Annotated in this window: 14 protein-coding genes and 1 riboswitch; of the genes, 10 read left to right on the top strand and 4 right to left on the bottom strand. The window is 61.3% G+C overall.

The features are described from left to right. Positions 1-5 precede the first annotated feature (5 nt). The 6 genes from ABEG21_RS01905 to metF all read left to right on the top strand — a co-directional run bounded on the left by ABEG21_RS01905 (position 6) and on the right by metF (position 7,713). Positions 6-2,546 carry a hypothetical protein gene (locus ABEG21_RS01905; protein ID WP_347555599.1) on the top strand — a complete coding sequence of 847 codons (2,541 nt, stop codon included), beginning with the start codon at positions 6-8 and terminating at the stop codon, positions 2,544-2,546. Between the two features lie 427 nt (positions 2,547-2,973). Continuing rightward, entirely contained in the window at positions 2,974-3,924 is a 951-nt protein-coding gene (locus ABEG21_RS01910) for a hypothetical protein (protein ID WP_347555600.1), read from the top strand. 101 nt (positions 3,925-4,025) lie between these two features. Further along, a complete protein-coding gene (locus ABEG21_RS01915) occupies positions 4,026-4,712 on the top strand; it encodes a hypothetical protein (RefSeq protein ID WP_347555601.1) in 687 nt (228 codons plus the stop codon). Between the two features lie 35 nt (positions 4,713-4,747). Further along, a riboswitch (S-adenosyl-L-homocysteine riboswitch) is annotated at positions 4,748-4,887 on the top strand. Positions 4,888-4,918: 31 nt separating this feature from the next. Next, positions 4,919-6,340: an adenosylhomocysteinase gene (gene ahcY / locus ABEG21_RS01920; protein ID WP_347555602.1), complete on the top strand. Its 1,422-nt coding sequence runs from the start codon at positions 4,919-4,921 to the stop codon at positions 6,338-6,340. Positions 6,341-6,439: 99 nt separating this feature from the next. Then, positions 6,440-6,823, top strand: coding sequence for a phage holin family protein (locus ABEG21_RS01925; RefSeq protein WP_347555603.1), 384 nt, complete (start codon positions 6,440-6,442; stop codon positions 6,821-6,823). 56 nt (positions 6,824-6,879) lie between these two features. Continuing rightward, on the top strand, positions 6,880-7,713 hold the full coding sequence (metF, locus tag ABEG21_RS01930; RefSeq protein ID WP_347555604.1) for a methylenetetrahydrofolate reductase [NAD(P)H]: 834 nt from the start codon (positions 6,880-6,882) through the stop codon (positions 7,711-7,713). A 101-nt stretch (positions 7,714-7,814) separates the two neighbouring features. On the opposite strand, the gene ABEG21_RS01935 is transcribed toward metF, so the two are convergent. The 4 genes from ABEG21_RS01935 to ABEG21_RS01950 are packed head-to-tail and all read right to left on the bottom strand — an operon-like array spanning position 7,815 to position 11,908. Then, positions 7,815-8,861, bottom strand: coding sequence for a dipeptide ABC transporter ATP-binding protein (locus ABEG21_RS01935; protein ID WP_347555605.1), 1,047 nt, complete (start codon positions 8,859-8,861; stop codon positions 7,815-7,817). Beyond that, on the bottom strand, positions 8,858-9,919 hold the full coding sequence (locus ABEG21_RS01940; protein WP_347556580.1) for an ABC transporter ATP-binding protein: 1,062 nt from the start codon (positions 9,917-9,919) through the stop codon (positions 8,858-8,860). The genes ABEG21_RS01935 and ABEG21_RS01940 overlap by 4 nt, the downstream gene beginning before the upstream one ends. A gap of 44 nt (positions 9,920-9,963) precedes the next feature. Continuing rightward, positions 9,964-10,887 (bottom strand): ABC transporter permease subunit, encoded by a 924-nt coding sequence (locus ABEG21_RS01945; RefSeq protein ID WP_347555606.1) that lies wholly within the window; start codon positions 10,885-10,887, stop codon positions 9,964-9,966. Between the two features lie 10 nt (positions 10,888-10,897). Then, entirely contained in the window at positions 10,898-11,908 is a 1,011-nt protein-coding gene (locus ABEG21_RS01950; RefSeq protein ID WP_347555607.1) for an ABC transporter permease subunit, read from the bottom strand. Positions 11,909-12,401: 493 nt separating this feature from the next. On the opposite strand from ABEG21_RS01950, the gene tssB reads away from it, so the two are divergent. The 4 genes from tssB to tssE all read left to right on the top strand — a co-directional run bounded on the left by tssB (position 12,402) and on the right by tssE (position 15,706). Continuing rightward, the gene (gene tssB, locus ABEG21_RS01955; protein ID WP_347555608.1) at positions 12,402-12,950 is read left to right on the top strand and encodes a type VI secretion system contractile sheath small subunit; all 549 of its coding nucleotides are present in this window, start codon (positions 12,402-12,404) and stop codon (positions 12,948-12,950) included. Next, positions 12,947-14,449, top strand: a complete 1,503-nt coding sequence (tssC, locus tag ABEG21_RS01960) for a type VI secretion system contractile sheath large subunit (protein WP_347555609.1) — start codon at positions 12,947-12,949, stop codon at positions 14,447-14,449. Before tssB ends, tssC begins: the two co-directional genes overlap by 4 nt. Positions 14,450-14,606: 157 nt before the next feature. Further along, positions 14,607-15,083 carry a type VI secretion system tube protein Hcp gene (locus ABEG21_RS01965; RefSeq protein WP_347555610.1) on the top strand — a complete coding sequence of 159 codons (477 nt, stop codon included), beginning with the start codon at positions 14,607-14,609 and terminating at the stop codon, positions 15,081-15,083. Positions 15,084-15,094: 11 nt separating this feature from the next. Beyond that, positions 15,095-15,706, top strand: a complete 612-nt coding sequence (tssE, locus tag ABEG21_RS01970; RefSeq protein ID WP_347555611.1) for a type VI secretion system baseplate subunit TssE — start codon at positions 15,095-15,097, stop codon at positions 15,704-15,706. Positions 15,707-15,720 lie beyond the last annotated feature (14 nt).

A 15,720-nucleotide genomic window follows, 5' to 3' on the forward strand; every position in this document is an offset into this window, starting at 1 on the left:
ACGTCGTGCGCGCCACTGTTTGTTTCAGCGAAAATTACGAAGAAGTGCTTCGTCGGAGCCTCATGTTTAGAGCAGGTGTTGGCGGTGAAGCGAGCGCAGGTTCCAGAACCTGCGTCGAAGTGGCGGACGAGGATGGGGCGCGGACGCATAGTTTGACAAAGACGGCAGAGAGAAATGTCGAACGCGATGTGTGGTCTAGTGCCACTTCCGGCAGAGCCGTGGCGTCGCCGATCGACGACAGCATCGATATATCGGCGACGGCGTCGCTTTCGTCCATGCCGCCCATGCCTGCCATGCCGACATGGCAGGACGCAGCCGCGATCGATCTTCGAAAGAGCATCAGGCTTCATGGCATGTGGCCCAGACTGGATCCGGATATGGTCGAACGCGCGCTCCGTCGGGTGCGCCGAGTGAGCGACGTGTTCCCGTGGGATCAGTTCGAAGGCGACGATGCGGCGCGTTATTACGTCGCGTTGCGGGCCTTGCCGCACTATGAAGCGGCGCTGATACCCATGTTGAAGGCACAAATTCAAGATGCGACGCAGATCGCATCCAAACAGAAGCATCGCCGCGACAAAAGGGAGAAAAAGGAGAAGGGTTTGTTCGGGTGTTTTTACGGCATGCGCCCCGCGCCATGCGACTACGGCGATGGCGTCGGTGTTGCGCTCGAAAATGCACCAACGCGCTACAAAGCGGGTTTGGAAGACGCCTTTGCTGTTTTGTCCTTGGGTGACGATTTGACGTTGACCCTGATCGCCTGTGCGCGACTAGCCGAGCAATTTTCACAGAGTGCATCGAAGTACGATCTCCAACGCAACGTGCGGCGATTTCTGAAAGTGCCGACATGGGGTGACGCTTCCCGAACGGAAGGCGAAGACTTCATTGCCGAGCGTGAATTCTTCCAGCTTGCCCAATTTGCGGAGGTGATTCGGGACGTGGTTGCAGCGGGTAAAACGGTGCGATTGCGGGCCGCGCCGTCGGGCATGCTGTTGGACGGAGCGCAGACAGTGGCAGCAGCGACAAACGGCGAGCAAGAAGGCCAGCAGAGCAGCGAGCAAGTAGGCGAGCAAACGCCTGAGTCCGTGCCCCTTCCCCGGTCGGCTATTCGCAAGCTGCGGCGAAGTCTGGATTCGGCTGGCAATTGGCCGGCGATGAATGCCTGGTCGGTGACGACGGTGTTAAGCGAGCTCCGCCGCGATATTGACGCGCGTATCGGTGATTATCACGATGCCTTCGCATCCTTTTCCGAGGCGCGTCTCGATGTCGTATTGGAAGTGCTGACGGTCTACGAAACGGCTTTTCTTGCTGTAGCGCGAGTGCATGGCGAGATCGCCGAAAGCGAACTCCGCCGGGAGCGTCGGTCCGACTATGGCGACGCCCCATTGGCGGCGGCGCTGTCTGCGGAACCACCCCGCACCGGCGAGCCAGCGCCGTCTCGGGGCATTGATCCCATTAATCCGCGCACCGCATTCCTTGACGGCTTGCCCATCTTCTATAAAAACGGGTTGAGAGCCTTATTTCAGGCATTGTCACTAGGAAGCGACGAGGATCTCGCCAACACCGCGTGCGAGTTTCTGCAGACATTTGCGGAAACAGTGGATCAAGACTTTAGATATGTCGCGACGGATTATGTCGGTCAGTATCGCGGCCTCTACGACCAGATGCTCATTACTGAGGCGCGTGACCGTGAGCGCGCCCGGAAGTGGCGTCGAAACGAGACGCTTTGGGTTGGATGCATGGTAGCCAATTGCGTTGCGGCAACGACAGTGCCAAGTCGCCCGCAATACAAGCATCTTGTTGCGGACGCACAGAAAGCGGCCGACCAGGAAGCGCGTCGCCACGCCCGCGACTTGGCGGCGTACCGGAGTCGCGCGGGCATTATGTCACTTCATGCGATGCTGCCGATGGCCGCCGCGCTGGTCCGAGAGGCGACAAAGGTCAAACCGCGCTTTACTAGCGACACGATCTTCGAATACGCCGAGCGGAAAAACGCGTGCGACAGACGGCTCGTCAATGTCCAAACGATGCAATATAGGAATCTTAAAACGGACTACGATTTCGAACGTCAACGTGTCGATCAACGCTTGCGTGTCCCGGGCGGCTGGGCGCCTGTCGATCGCATTGCCGGGTTCAACGCACTCCCGCCAGGCGTTCGTCAGAAAGACGTCCATTTCATGTCGGGGCAAAACGATATTGGCTTGCAAACGCGCTATCGCAACGGCTATGTCAAGAGCGAAAATCTCTCGAGCAGTCCGATCGCCCCCCCTCCCGAGCGGCCATACGGGCCCACACAACAGGGGCATTTTCCACGATTGCAGCTCCGCACACCCGAGTCGCGTCCGAAGGGGAAAAGCGTCCGCTTTATGATCACGCAAAGCGAGATCGATCAGCACAGGAGCTTTCTCGAAGCGCAAGCGTTGCGCGATTTACGCCCCCCTGAACCGGTCGTGCCGCAACCGGTCGCCCCGCAATCTGAGTCAACGTTTCGGCCGGGCCGAGATGGGCGCTTCCCCACATTACGGCTTCGGCATCCTCCCACCAACTAAGCGCCTTTCGTGACAGCAGGCGGCTCGGGGGCGTCTGCTCAAGCGCGTACACGCAACGCAGGTTTTTCAAGGAGCGCGGAAGGCGCTATCACGCTAGGCCTTGCCATCCGGCGTCGTACGCCGCCGCGCGATACGCCAAGCCTGTCGCCGATTGCTAATCGTCAGAGAAATCGCAAAAGTGCTTCGTCGGGGTCGTATGTATAGAGTGGAAAGCGGTAGATACGCGCCTGGCCTGCCAAGGACGTGTACGGAGACGGCGAACAGAACGCTACGTGAATCGGTCAAGGTCGCAGGCGCCACTGAGAGCGGTATTACCGAGGACGCGCGATCAAGCGGCGAAATCCCGGGCGGCGAGGCGCCGCTTCGCGCCAGCGTTGGCGAAATCGATGCACGTCCATTGCGGACACTGCCCAGATGGGAGGACGCTGTGCGAATCGATCTGCGGGGCAGTGTCGACGTCGACAGCGCCTGGCCTTATGTGCAAAGCAGCCTCGTTGAGCGTGCGCTCAAAAAAGCGCGCCACGTGAAAGCCGTATTTCCGACCGATCGATTTAGCCAAGACGATGCCGCACGTTACTACGTCGCGCTGAAAGCGATCTCGGAATACGAAGCCATTCTGATTCCCTTGCTGATCGACGACATTCGCAGCGCCGAGCGTATGGCCGCGCGGCAAGCGCAGAAGCGCCCTGCGGTGAAGGGAAAGCGTGATGGGCTGCTGAAATCCTGGTTCGGTCATTGCCGCTCGACGTACCGGTCTCCCGATGGCGTTGCGGAGGCCATCAAAATGGCGCGATGTCGCTATATGGCCGGATTGAAGGAGGGGTTGGGCGTCTTATCGATGGGGAATGTCGTGACGCTGGCATTGCTCGCATGCAATCGACTGCAGGGGCGTTTCGATCCCGCGGCGCCAGCGTATGACTTTCGTCACTATGTCCATGGGGCTGGATCCCTTCATGATCCGCTGCGGCGTGAGGAAACGCATGGCGCCGACTACATAGCAGAGCGCACGTTCTATCAGCTAGCCTGGTTCGCAGACGCGCCCCCTTCCACTGCGGGCGTCGGTGTACAACTGCGTGGCGCCATCGGTGGTGCACTGGCGAACGGGATAGCGCCAACCGAGCGGATACCGTCCGCCAACAGGATAGCGCGCACCGAGGGGCATGGTCTGCACGTCCCCCGGGTTGCGTCGATCCGCCGAAAGGCGGCGGAAAGTGTCGAATGGTCCGGCACCTGGCCGGTGGTCAACGTGGGCTGCGTCGAAGCGGTGCTGACGCGATTGCGTCGGGTCATCGACGCGAGATGCGCGGGGGACGCGTTCCGTGCATTTATGATGTCGCCGATTACGTCGGCCAATATGAGGATGGTTATGCGCGGATGATCGCGGCGGCAGCGCGCGCCCGCACGCGTGCAAGGGCGATACGCCGACTCGAACTGCTCTGGGCCAGCTGCTTGGCCATTGACGGTGTCCGGGAGAGTTTTGTGCCGAGCCCCCCGCAGCACAAGCATCTGGTGGCAGATGCCGAAAAAACGGAAAATTATGCTGCCCGACGGCAAGCCCGTGATGCGCTGGCTGACCGACGCGGTGCGGGGTTGATAGCGCTCCATGCGATGCTGCCGATGGCCGTTACCGTGATCCGAGAGGCGATCAAGGTCGAACCGCGATTCAACGCCGAGACGATTTTCGAGTACGCGTACCGAAAAAACGCGATCGATATGCGACTCTTGATTACCGGTACCCGAGAGTATCGACATTGCGATACCGACGAAGCCATTCATCGTCTGCACGTGGATCAACGCGTGCGCATTCCAGGCGGGTGGTCGCCAGCCGAGCGTATCGAAGGGTTCAACGCATTGCCGCCCGGTGTTGAGCCACAAGATGTCCGACTCGTCGTCGGTATCAACGAAATCGACTACTACGTGCATTTTCGCAACGGTTACTTCATCAGTGGAAATGTCGTTCGCGATTTCATGGTCGCGCCTCGCAAGCCCTCGCTGCAACCCGGGCCGGACGGGCGTTATCCCACCTTGCGGTTCCGTCAGAGAGGATATGTGCCGTTTAGTGTCGATGCGCCGCCCGCTACGCGCGGCCCGCTTCGACGGGACCGCGACGACCTTCCGCCCCCCATGCCGGCGATCGATCCCGAGGCCCGTCCCGATCCGCAATAAAGGTTTTCGGTACAAAAATTTGCTATAATTCCTGACCTTCCGAGGAGCGTTGCGACGGGGTATTTCCCCCGCCAGGCTCGGAAAACGCGGTTTGGCACATTGGCGAGTTATCGTCATGACGGTGCCGCCGCGGGTCAATTGGGCCAATATCTGGCCACAACGGCGCTCACGTCTTGATTTCTATCCACTTTAGAAAAGGAGGCGTGATGAACGCTGCCGTATTGAAATCCACCCCGAATGCCGAAGCCGTCATCGCCGATATCGCATTGGCCGGATGGGGCAAGAAAGAAATCGCGATCGCCGAGACCGAAATGCCGGGCCTGGTGTCGATCCGTGATGAGTTCCGCGGCGCACAGCCCCTGAAGGGCGCGCGCATCGCCGGCTCGCTGCATATGACGATCCAGACCGCCGTGCTGATCGAAACCCTGGAAGCATTGGGTGCCGACGTACGTTGGGCATCGTGCAATATCTTCTCGACGCAAGATCACGCCGCCGCGGCCATCGCCGCCAACGGCACCGCCGTGTTCGCCGTGAAGGGCGAAACGCTGGACGAGTACTGGGATTACGCCCACCGTATCTTCGAATGGCCGAATGGCGAACACGCCAACATGATCCTGGACGATGGCGGCGACGCCACGTTGCTGCTGGTGCTGGGCACGCGCGCGGAAACGGATCCGTCGGTGATCGCCAACCCGACGAACGAGGAAGAGGTCGCGCTGTACAAGTCGATCAAGACCTGGCTGGCAAAGGATCCGCATTGGTACTCGCCGCGTCTGAAGGCCATCCAAGGCGTGACCGAAGAAACGACGACGGGCGTGCATCGACTGTATCAGATGGAGCGCGAGAGCCGTCTGCCGTTCCCGGCGATCAACGTCAATGACTCGGTGACGAAGTCGAAGTTCGACAATCTGTACGGCTGCCGTGAATCGCTCGTCGACGGTATCAAGCGCGCGACCGATGTGATGATCGCCGGCAAGGTCGCCGTCGTGGCCGGTTACGGCGATGTGGGCAAGGGTTGCGCGCAATCGCTGCGCGGCCTAGGCGCCACGGTGTGGGTCACGGAAATCGATCCGATCTGCGCCCTGCAAGCTGCGATGGAAGGCTATCGCGTCGTGACGATGGACTACGCCGCTTCGCGCGCGGACATCTTCGTGACGGCGACGGGTAACCTGCACGTGATCAATCACGATCACATGAAGGCCATGCGCAATCAGGCCATAGTCTGCAATATCGGTCACTTCGATTCGGAAATCGATGTCGCGTCCACCCGTCAGTACGAGTGGGACAACATCAAGCCGCAAGTCGACCACATCGTCTTCCCGGACGGCAAGCGCATCATCATGTTGGCCGAAGGCCGCCTGGTGAACCTGGGCTGCGGTACGGGTCACCCGTCGTTCGTGATGTCGAATTCGTTCACGAACCAAGTGCTGGCGCAGATCGAACTGTTCTCGCATGGCGACAAGTACGAAAACAAGGTCTACGTGCTGCCGAAGCATCTCGACGAGAAGGTCGCACGTCTGCATTTGGGCCGCATCGGCGCCAATCTGACGGAACTGACGGACACGCAAGCGAAGTACATCGATGTGTCGAAGTCGGGCCCGTTCAAGCCGGCGCATTATCGCTACTAATCCGCGTTGCACGCGGGGAGCGCCTGCGGCATGCATGACGTGCGTCGATAGTCATATCGTTTCCCGTCGTGCATGGCGCATTCGCCGAAGGAGTTTTCAATGGACTGGCTGCTGGCTTGGCTGATCAACGCGGTCTCGCTGTTGATCCTGCCGTACGTAATCCCGTCGATCAAGATTCGCGGGTTTGGGACCGCTTTGGTCGTGGCGCTGGTGCTGGGCCTGATCAATATCCTGCTGCGTCCGGTACTCGTCCTGTTGACGCTGCCGGTGACCTTGATCACGCTAGGATTGTTCATCCTCGTCATCAATGCATTGCTGTTCCAGTTTGCTGCCTGGCTGCTGAAAGGCTTCGAAGTCAGCGGTTTCTGGTCGGCGTTTTTCGGCTCCCTGCTGTACAGCGTCATCTCGTGGTTGTTGTCCGCGCTCGTTCTGGGGCATGGGCTGAGTTGGGGCGTGGGCAAAGGCGATTCGGGCTTTGTCTAAGTCTTGCCCAGGCCTCTCCGGGTCTTTCCGGCGCGGTCTTCTGAAAGGTGTTGTCGATGGCTGCCATCGAACTGTCGTTTGAGTTTTTCCCGCCGAAGTCCGCGGAAGGGGTGGCAAAGCTGGCCGCCACCCGCGCGCAATTGCGCGCATTCAATCCCCGTTTCATGTCGGTGACGTATGGTGCGGGCGGTTCGACGCAGCAAGGCACGCTGGATACGGTGAAGGCCATCGCTGCCGAAGGCATCGAGGCGGCGCCGCATTTGTCGTGCGTCGGTGCGTCGCGCGAAAGTTTGACCGAGACCCTCGACACCTTCCGCGCGGCGGGTATCCGCCGCATCGTCGCATTGCGCGGCGATCTGCCGTCGGGCATGGTCGACGCCGGTGAGTTTCGCTATGCATCGGATCTGGTGGCCTTCATTCGCCAGCATTCCGGCGATGCGTTCCACGTGGAAGTGGCCGCGTATCCCGAATGCCATCCGCAGTCGCGCAATGCGAAGCAGGACCTCGCGCATTTCATGACCAAGGTCAATGCGGGCGCGGACTCGGCGATCACGCAGTATTTCTTCAACGCCGATGCCTACTTCCGCTTCGTCGACGATGCACGCGCTGCCGGTGCAACCTTGCCGATCGTGCCGGGCATCATGCCGATCACCAATTTTTCGCAGTTGGTGCGCTTTTCGGAAATGTGCGGCGCGGAAATCCCGCGTTGGATCGTCCGTCGCCTCGAGTCGTATGGCGACGATCTGCCGTCCATCCGCGCGTTCGGCCTCGATGTCATCACGGCCATGTGCCAGCGTCTCGTCGCCGGCGGCGTGCCGGGATTGCACTTCTACACGCTGAATACGGCCGTGGCGACAGGCGACATCTGCCGCGAAATCGTCTCGGTGTAACGCAGCGCCGAGGCACTAAAAAACCGGACGAAGCCTGTCCGGTTTTTTTTTACGCCCGGCGATCGCCGCCTTTACTTCGCGGCGATCGGATCACGCCGCTTTTATGCTACTTCTTCGGCGCGATGACAGGCCACCATGCGACCGTCCACCGCCCGTAATACCGGCACCTCGGTCCGGCAGCGATCCACTGCATACGGGCAACGTCGGTGGAAGGTGCAGCCGGGCGGCGGGTTAAGCGGCGACGGCAATTCGCCTTCGATCGCAATCCGATCGCGACGGTTTTCGGCGCGCAGGGCCGGCGTCGCCGACATCAGCACCCGCGTATAAGGATGCCGCGGCTGGCTGAAGATACGCGACTTCTCGCCGGTCTCGACCACCGCGCCCAGATACATCACCATCATGTCGTGCGCTACGTGCTCGATCACCGACAGATTGTGCGAGATGAAGACATAGCTCGTACGGAACTGCTGCTGCAGATCGAGAAACAGGTTCAGGATCTGCGCCTGCACGGAGACGTCCAGCGCCGAGGTCGGTTCGTCCGCGACGACAATCGACGGATCGACGATCATCGCGCGCGCGATCGCTATCCGCTGACGCTGGCCGCCGGAAAACATATGCGGATAGCGACGCAGATGCTCGGGCCGTAAGCCGACCGTCTGCATCATGTCGCGGATACGCGCAAGCCGCGCGTCGGCATGCAGATCCGTGTTGATCCGCAGCGGCTCGCCCAAGGCCTGTTCGATGGTCTTGCGCGGGTTCAGGGAGGCGTACGGATTCTGAAAGACCATCTGCACGCGTCGTCGCAAGTCGGCGTCGTGCGTGCCGGGCAGGCGCTGTCCGTTTTCGGCGATCGTGCGGCCGTCGATGACGAGCTTGCCGTCGGTCGGCGTTTCAACCATCGTCAACTGTCGCGCCAGTGTCGACTTGCCGCAGCCGGACTCGCCGACGACGCCGATCGTACGGCCCCGTTCCAACGACAACGAGACGCCATTCAATGCGCGTAACGTCTTCGTGCCGCCGAAAAATCCGCCGCGCACGGGATAGTGTTTGGACAGCGCATGCGCTTCCAAGGCGATGTCCGGCGTGCCTTGGGCGGTGTCGCGCGCGACGTCGTCCTCGGTGGGCATCGCGAGAGGGCTTTCCGTCATGCCGCACCTCCTGGTTGCTGCGTGGACAGCGGTTTGATGCACCGTACCAGCGGAATCGTCGGATCGAGCAACATGGCTTCCGCTTCGGCTTGCGCCGTCGTCGGCGCGGTCCGAGCGTCTGCTCCAGCCCCCGGCTGCGATGCGGGCGGCAATACGGCGGGGCGCGCCGCTTCGCAGGCCGGCTCGACGAAGGCGCAACGCGGTGCAAAAAGGCAGCCCTTCGGACGATCGTCCTTGCCCGGCACCATCCCGCCCAAGGCCGTCAGGCGTGCCGCGCCACGATTGTGTTCTGGAATGGCGGCCAGCAGGGCGGCGGTATAGGGATGGCGCGGCGCCTCGAAGATGGCCGGTACCGCTTGCCGTTCGATAAGCTCGCCGGCGTACATGACCGCCACGCGATCGGCCATTTCGGAGACCACGGCCAGATCGTGTGAAATCAGCACCATCGCCATCCCGCGTTCGCGCTGCAAATTGCGCAGCAGCGCCATGATCTGGGCCTGGACGGTCACGTCGAGCGCCGTCGTCGGCTCGTCGGCAATCAGCAGTTTGGGATTGCATGCGACGGCGATGGCGATCATGACCCGCTGGTTCATTCCCCCGGACATCTGATGCGGATAAGACTTCAACCGGTTCTTCGCATCGGGAATCTCGACCTGTTCGAGCAGGGCCAGAATCCGTTGCTCCAGCGCCCGGCCGCGCAAGCCTTCATGGCGTTTCAAGACTTCGGCGATCTGATAACCAATCGTGTAGCTCGGATTCAGGCTCGACTGCGCATCCTGGAAGATCATCGCGACGTCGCGTCCGATGATCTGGCGCTGCTGGCGGTCCGACATTTTCAACAGGTCCTGCCCATTGAAGGCGACACGGTCCGCGGTGACTTTGCCAGGCGCATCGATTAGCCCCATCAGCGCCAGCATCGTGACGCTTTTGCCGGAGCCGGATTCGCCCACCACGCCGACGACCTCGCCGGCGCGCACGGTGAAGTTCACGCGCTCCACGGCGGGCGCGCCATCGAAGGCGACGCTCAGGTTTCGGATATCGAGAAGCGTCTCGCCAATGCCGCTCGCGCCCGGTTTGACGTCCTGCTGTTCAAACGAAGAATTCAACGTAACCTCCGCAACTTCGGATCGAGCGCGTCACGCAAGCCATCGCCGAACAGATTGATGGCCAGCACGGTCACCAGGATGGCGAGGCCGGGCATCGTCACGATCCACCAGGCGCTATCGATATAGTCGCGCGCCGACGAGAGCATCGCGCCCCATTCGGCCGAAGGCGGCTGCACGCCGAGACCGAGAAAGCCCAGTGCGGCGGCATCGAGGATCGCGGTGGAAAAACTCAGGGCCGCCTGCACGAGCAACGGCGCGGCGCAGTTCGGCAAAACCTGCGAGAACATCAGGCGCAACGTGCCGGCACCGGCCAGACGCGACGCGGTGACGTAGTCCTTTTGCAGCTCGGACTGTGCCGCCGCACGCGTCAATCGCGTGAAGGCCGGCAAGCCGACGATGCCAATCGCCATCATCGTATTGACCAGGCCCGGGCCGAGCACGGCCACGACCGCCACCGCGAGCAATAGCGAGGGCAGGGCGAGCAGGATGTCCATCAGCCGCATCACCGGCGCATCCATCCAGCGCGGGAAAAACGCGGCGATCAAGCCCAGTATCGTGCCCGGAATCATCGCCATGAAAACGGACAGCAGACCGATCATCAGGCTGAGGCGCGCACCGTACAGCAGGCGAGACAGAATGTCTCGGCCCGCTTCGTCGGTGCCGAGCAGGAAGCGCGCGCTGCCGTGCGCTTCCCAGGCCGGCGGCTGTTGAATGGCTTCGCGGTATTGCACGATTGGATCGTGCGGCGCGATCCAGGGCGCGAACAAGGCGGCCAGCACCAGCAGGATCAGCAGGATGCTGGCGACGAGCGCGCCGCGGTTCGTGGAGAACTGCCGGAAAAAGTCCCGCGCGCGTACGCGCAGGCCGCCTTCCGCCGCCGCGGGAACGGCGGCATCGACAGCGGGTTGCAATCGACTCATCGTGTGGCTCCTAGCGGCGATGGCGGATACGCGGATCGAGCACGCCATACAGCAGATCCACGATCAAATTGACGAAGATCACCAACAACGCGATCAGGAGAATGCCGCCTTGCACCACCGGATAATCTCGGCGACCGATGGCATCGATCAGCCATTTCCCGATGCCCGGCCAGGAGAAGATCGTCTCGGTCAGCACCGCGCCGGCCAGCAGCGTGCCGACCTGCAGGCCGATGACCGTCGAGACGGGAATCAGCGCATTGCGCAGCGCGTGGACGATGATCACGCGGGTCCGCGACAAGCCCTTCGCGCGTGCCGTGCGGATATAGTCCTCGCGCAGCACTTCGAGCATCGACGAGCGCGTCATCCGCGCGATGACGGCCAGCGGGATCGTGCCGAGCACGATGGCGGGCAGGATCAGATGGCTGACGGCGGAGCGCCAGGCGCCTTCGTCATCGGAAAACGCCGCGTCGATCAACATGAAACCGGTGATGTGCGGAATATCGTACTCGACCGAAATCCGGCCCGATACCGGCGTCCAGCCGAGTTTCACGGAGAAGAACATGATCAGGATCAGCCCCCACCAGAAAATCGGCATCGAATAGCCGGTTAGCGCCGCGCCCATGACGCCATGATCGAGTGTGGAGCCGCGCTTCAAGGACGCGGCCACGCCCGCCGGCAAGCCCACCACCAAGGCGAAAATCATCGCGCAGATCGAGAGTTCCAAGGTGGCGGGGAAGCGCGCCCAGAATTCCTGCAGGACGGGCGTGTTGGTGACGATCGATTGCCCGAGGTCGCCCCGTATCGCGTGCGAGACGAAATGCCAGTACTGGAGCGGCAAAGGCTGGTCGAGGCCAAGCCGATGCAGCGCGGCGGCGTGCGAGGCGGGATCGATGCCGCGCTCGCCCATCATCACTTCGACCGGGTCTCCGGGAATCAGGTGGATCAGGGCAAATGCCAACAGGGTAATGCCGATAAACGTCGGTAACAGCACGCCTAACCGTCGAAACAGAAATCGAACCATGTGATGACGTTTTAGATGTTATGAGGACAATCCATGCAATTTCTCGGTCACATCGATTCGATGCACGTTTTAGCATCGTACCAAGTCTCCAATATTCTGTGTCGTTATGGCGGCGTGCAAGATTCGTCTCCGCGGCGGGCGAATCTGCTGATTTCCCGCGCCCACGCCTGGCGCCGAGCACGGTAAGCGGTCGCTGATGAGGCGGCGTTTTCGTGCGGCGATCGACCGATCGATGCCCGGTATCGGTGCCGTCGCGCTGCCGCGCACACCGCAGCGCGGTGCAGACTTCTTCCTGATGTCCCAAGGTTTTGAGACCCCGCCAGCTATAGATCTCGGCAGCAACGACTTACTGTTCACTCTCCCGCCGTCGGTTATCCAGAGGGAATCGCCGCGCCGTTCGCGCGATTCATGGCCCGTGGTAAGCGAAGGTTTCCAGCCGTGATCCCACCATAGGACCTGTCCTGTAGAGCGGGATGCGTTTCAGGAGCAGAGTATGTCGAATAGCTTGCAAAAATGGGTAGGCCGTAACCGTTCCCCAAGGGTGCAAATTACTTACGACGTGGAAGTTGGCGATGCCGTCGAACGTCGGGAACTCCCGATGGTGGTGGGCGTGTTATCGGATCTGTCCGGTATGCCCGAAAAACCGCTGCCGAAGCTCAAGGATCGGCGACTCACCGAGATCGATCGGGACAACTTCAACGACGTGATGGGACGAATGGCGCCGCGTTTGGTGCTTTCAACGCCCGATACGATGAAAGGCGAGGGTAATCTCGAATTGGCATTGCGCTTCGACACGATGCACGACTTTCATCCGGATGCGCTGGTGAACCAGGTGCCCCGATTGAAGCGCTTGCTGGAAGCGCGTCAGCAGCTACGCGATCTGCTCGCAAAGCTCGATGGCAACGATGAGTTGGACGCGCTGCTGGAGGGCGTCGTCAGCAATACCGAGGCACTGAAAGCGCTGCAACACGACGCAGGCACGGCCGGCGCCACGCCGGAAACGGCGCGCGATGCGGATCAATCGACGCGAGCAATACCATGAATACCGAAACACCCGTCACGGCGGAGTCCGGCGCACCGCTCGCCGAGGCGACCTTGCTGCCGCTGTCCCTGCTCGACCGCATCGTCCAAGAGGGGAATATGGCGGTCGAGCCGACGCAAGGCGGCTATGCCCGGCAACTGATCGGCCAGCTCGCGTCGCAGATTCTGGATGAAGGCATGCAAGCCGGTCCCGACAAGAGCGTGGTGGCGATGATCAACGCACGGGTTGCGCAGATCGATGCCATCCTGACCGATCAATTGAACGCCATCATGCACGACCCGACGTTTCAGGCGCTGGAGGGTTCCTGGCGCGGTCTGTCCGATCTCGTCTTCGGTACCGAAACCAGCGCACGGCTCAAGTTACGCGTATTGAACGTGTCGAAAGCGGAGCTGCTGAAGGACATCGAAGGCGCGGTCGATCACGACATGAGCGTGTTGTTCAAGAAGTTGTACGAGGAGGAGTACGGCACCTTCGGCGGTGCGCCGTATTCCCTGCTCGTCGGCGATTACCCGTTCGGTCGTCACCCGCGGGATGTGGCCTTGCTCGAGGGCATTTCAAAGGTGGCCGCCGCCGCACATGCGCCTTTCATCGCGGCTGCCGCCCCCTCGTTGTTCGATTTGAAGTCGTACACGGAGCTGGGCGTGCCGCGCGATTTGTCGAAGACATTCGAGAGCGCCGAGCTGGCGCCGTGGCGTGCTTTTCGGGAAACCGAGGATTCGCGCTACGTCGCCTTGGTCCTCCCGCGCTATGCCGCACGCGTGCCTTACGGCGCGAAGACGCAGCCCGTGGAGACGTTCCAGTTCGAGGAGGACGTGAACGGCAGCGACCATAGCAAATACCTGTGGGCCAATGCGGCCTACCAGTTGGCCTTGCGCATCACGAATGCATTTGCGCAGCATAGTTGGCCGACGGCAATTCGCGGCGTGGAGGGCGGGGGCCAGGTGGAGGGCCTTGCCGCGCACGTCTTCCAGACCGACGAGGGCGATATGGCCTTGAAATGCCCGGCCGAGGTCGCCATCACCGATCGTCGCGAAAAGGAGCTGAGCGACCTGGGTTTCGTCTCGCTGGTCAGCGCCAAGGGTGAGAGTTCGGCGACGTTCTTCGGCAGTCAGACGGTCAACAAGCCGGGCTTGTACAGCACCGATGCCGGGAACGCGAATGCCGCGCTGTCGAGCCGCTTGCCCTACGTCATGGCGGCGTCGCGATTCGCGCATTATCTGAAGGTCATGATGCGCGACAAGGTGGGCAGTTTCCAATCGAAGGAAGCCATCAGTGCCTATCTGAATGACTGGGTATCGTCGTTTGTCTTATTGAACGACTCGGCGCCGCAGGATATGAAAGCCAGATTCCCGCTCAGTGCGGCGCGCATCGATGTGACCGAAGTGCCCGGGCGACCTGGCAGCTTTCGCGCCACGTGTTTCATCAAGCCGCATTTTCAGATGGAGGAAATGACGGCGTCGATGCGCTTGGTGACCGATTTGCCGGAACCGGCCGCCTGATTCGTCCACGCTTGCCCTGCGGATGCGGCGGCGTGGTCGATGCGCCCGCTTTTGCAGGACAGCTCACCCCGGGAACGCATCGGTGCCTTGTCGCATTCGCTTTCCCGGACATCATGGCAATCATCAGGATTGCTATGTTTCATGCAAGGAGCGCGACATGTCTATTTTATTGAAGCTGGAAGGCGTAAAGGGTAATAGCACGAAGAAAGGGTTCGAAGACACGATCGAAATCGAGACGATGGCGATGGGTGTGGCGAATCATGGAAATACCGATCCGTCGAATCTCGGGCGTGGCGTGGGGATTCCCACCGGCAACACGCTCTCGCTGACGAAGCGGATGGATATGGCCACGCCGACCTTGTATCAGGCCTGCGCGCAAGGAAAGTCGCATGCCACGGCGACGATCAGCATCGTGCGCAACGTGGAGTCCGGCGCCAATCCCGACATGGTCTACACGCTGAAAAATGTCATCGTTGCCAGCCTGGGGACGACCGCGGTCGATATGGAGGGTTCCGATTCCGTCTTGCTGAGCTTCTCGGAAATCGAGATTACGTACAAGACGCAAGGCACCGATGCCGCGGGCAAGGGCAACACCTCGGCCAAGTGGAACTTCGCCACGAACAATAAAGGCTGATCGGCACCGTCATGTCGATCGGACCCGTGCGTTTCGGACATCGCCTGCCGCAGTCGCGCCGCCTTGGTGTCGATCCGATCGGCGATGCACCGTCGCTGTTGTTCGATCGACTGGCGTCGCATGGCGAGGACGGCAGTTGCGCCGCGCCGGCGCGTCACCGGACGGAGAAGGGATCGTACGCCGATCTCGCCTCCGCGTGGCGCGCCTCTATCGCAAACGAATTGTCGGATCTGTTCCAAACGCTGTCACGTGTGCCGATACGGCGCTATGAAGTGCAAATCCTGGATTTACTCGATTACGGATTGCCCGATCTCCGCGGCTTGTCGATGCAGTCCGCGGCGGATCGGCAATTGCTGGCGCGTGTAATGGTATTGGCCATCACACGCTTCGAACCACGGTTGTCGGATGTGCATATCACCTTGCATGCCGACTCGGTGGGACCCGTCGATGCGCAGTTGTCGATCCGCGCGCGGATTAGGGCCGGGCCGGTGCGTGAAGAAGCGCATTTCGTTTTGACGCAATCGGCCCGTGGGCTATCGCGCGTCGTGCCGCTCGATCCCGCGTCCGAAGACGATGCCGCGTGGCAAGGCCCGATACAAGGCTCTGCCGTCGCGACCGACTGATGTCCCTGCAGGCG

This window comes from Robbsia sp. KACC 23696 (assembly GCF_039852015.1).
GTDB lineage: Bacteria > Pseudomonadota > Gammaproteobacteria > Burkholderiales > Burkholderiaceae > Robbsia.

Coding starts and splice junctions, on each gene's coding strand:
- ahcY (WP_347555602.1), top strand. CDS start 4,919: ATGAACGCTGCCGTATTGAAATCCACCCCGAATGCCGAAGCCGTCATC.
- ABEG21_RS01925 (WP_347555603.1), top strand. CDS start 6,440: ATGGACTGGCTGCTGGCTTGGCTGATCAACGCGGTCTCGCTGTTGATC.
- metF (WP_347555604.1), top strand. CDS start 6,880: ATGGCTGCCATCGAACTGTCGTTTGAGTTTTTCCCGCCGAAGTCCGCG.
- ABEG21_RS01935 (WP_347555605.1), bottom strand. CDS start 8,861: ATGACGGAAAGCCCTCTCGCGATGCCCACCGAGGACGACGTCGCGCGC.
- ABEG21_RS01945 (WP_347555606.1), bottom strand. CDS start 10,887: ATGAGTCGATTGCAACCCGCTGTCGATGCCGCCGTTCCCGCGGCGGCG.
- ABEG21_RS01950 (WP_347555607.1), bottom strand. CDS start 11,908: ATGGTTCGATTTCTGTTTCGACGGTTAGGCGTGCTGTTACCGACGTTT.
- tssB (WP_347555608.1), top strand. CDS start 12,402: ATGTCGAATAGCTTGCAAAAATGGGTAGGCCGTAACCGTTCCCCAAGG.
- tssC (WP_347555609.1), top strand. CDS start 12,947: ATGAATACCGAAACACCCGTCACGGCGGAGTCCGGCGCACCGCTCGCC.
- ABEG21_RS01965 (WP_347555610.1), top strand. CDS start 14,607: ATGTCTATTTTATTGAAGCTGGAAGGCGTAAAGGGTAATAGCACGAAG.
- tssE (WP_347555611.1), top strand. CDS start 15,095: ATGTCGATCGGACCCGTGCGTTTCGGACATCGCCTGCCGCAGTCGCGC.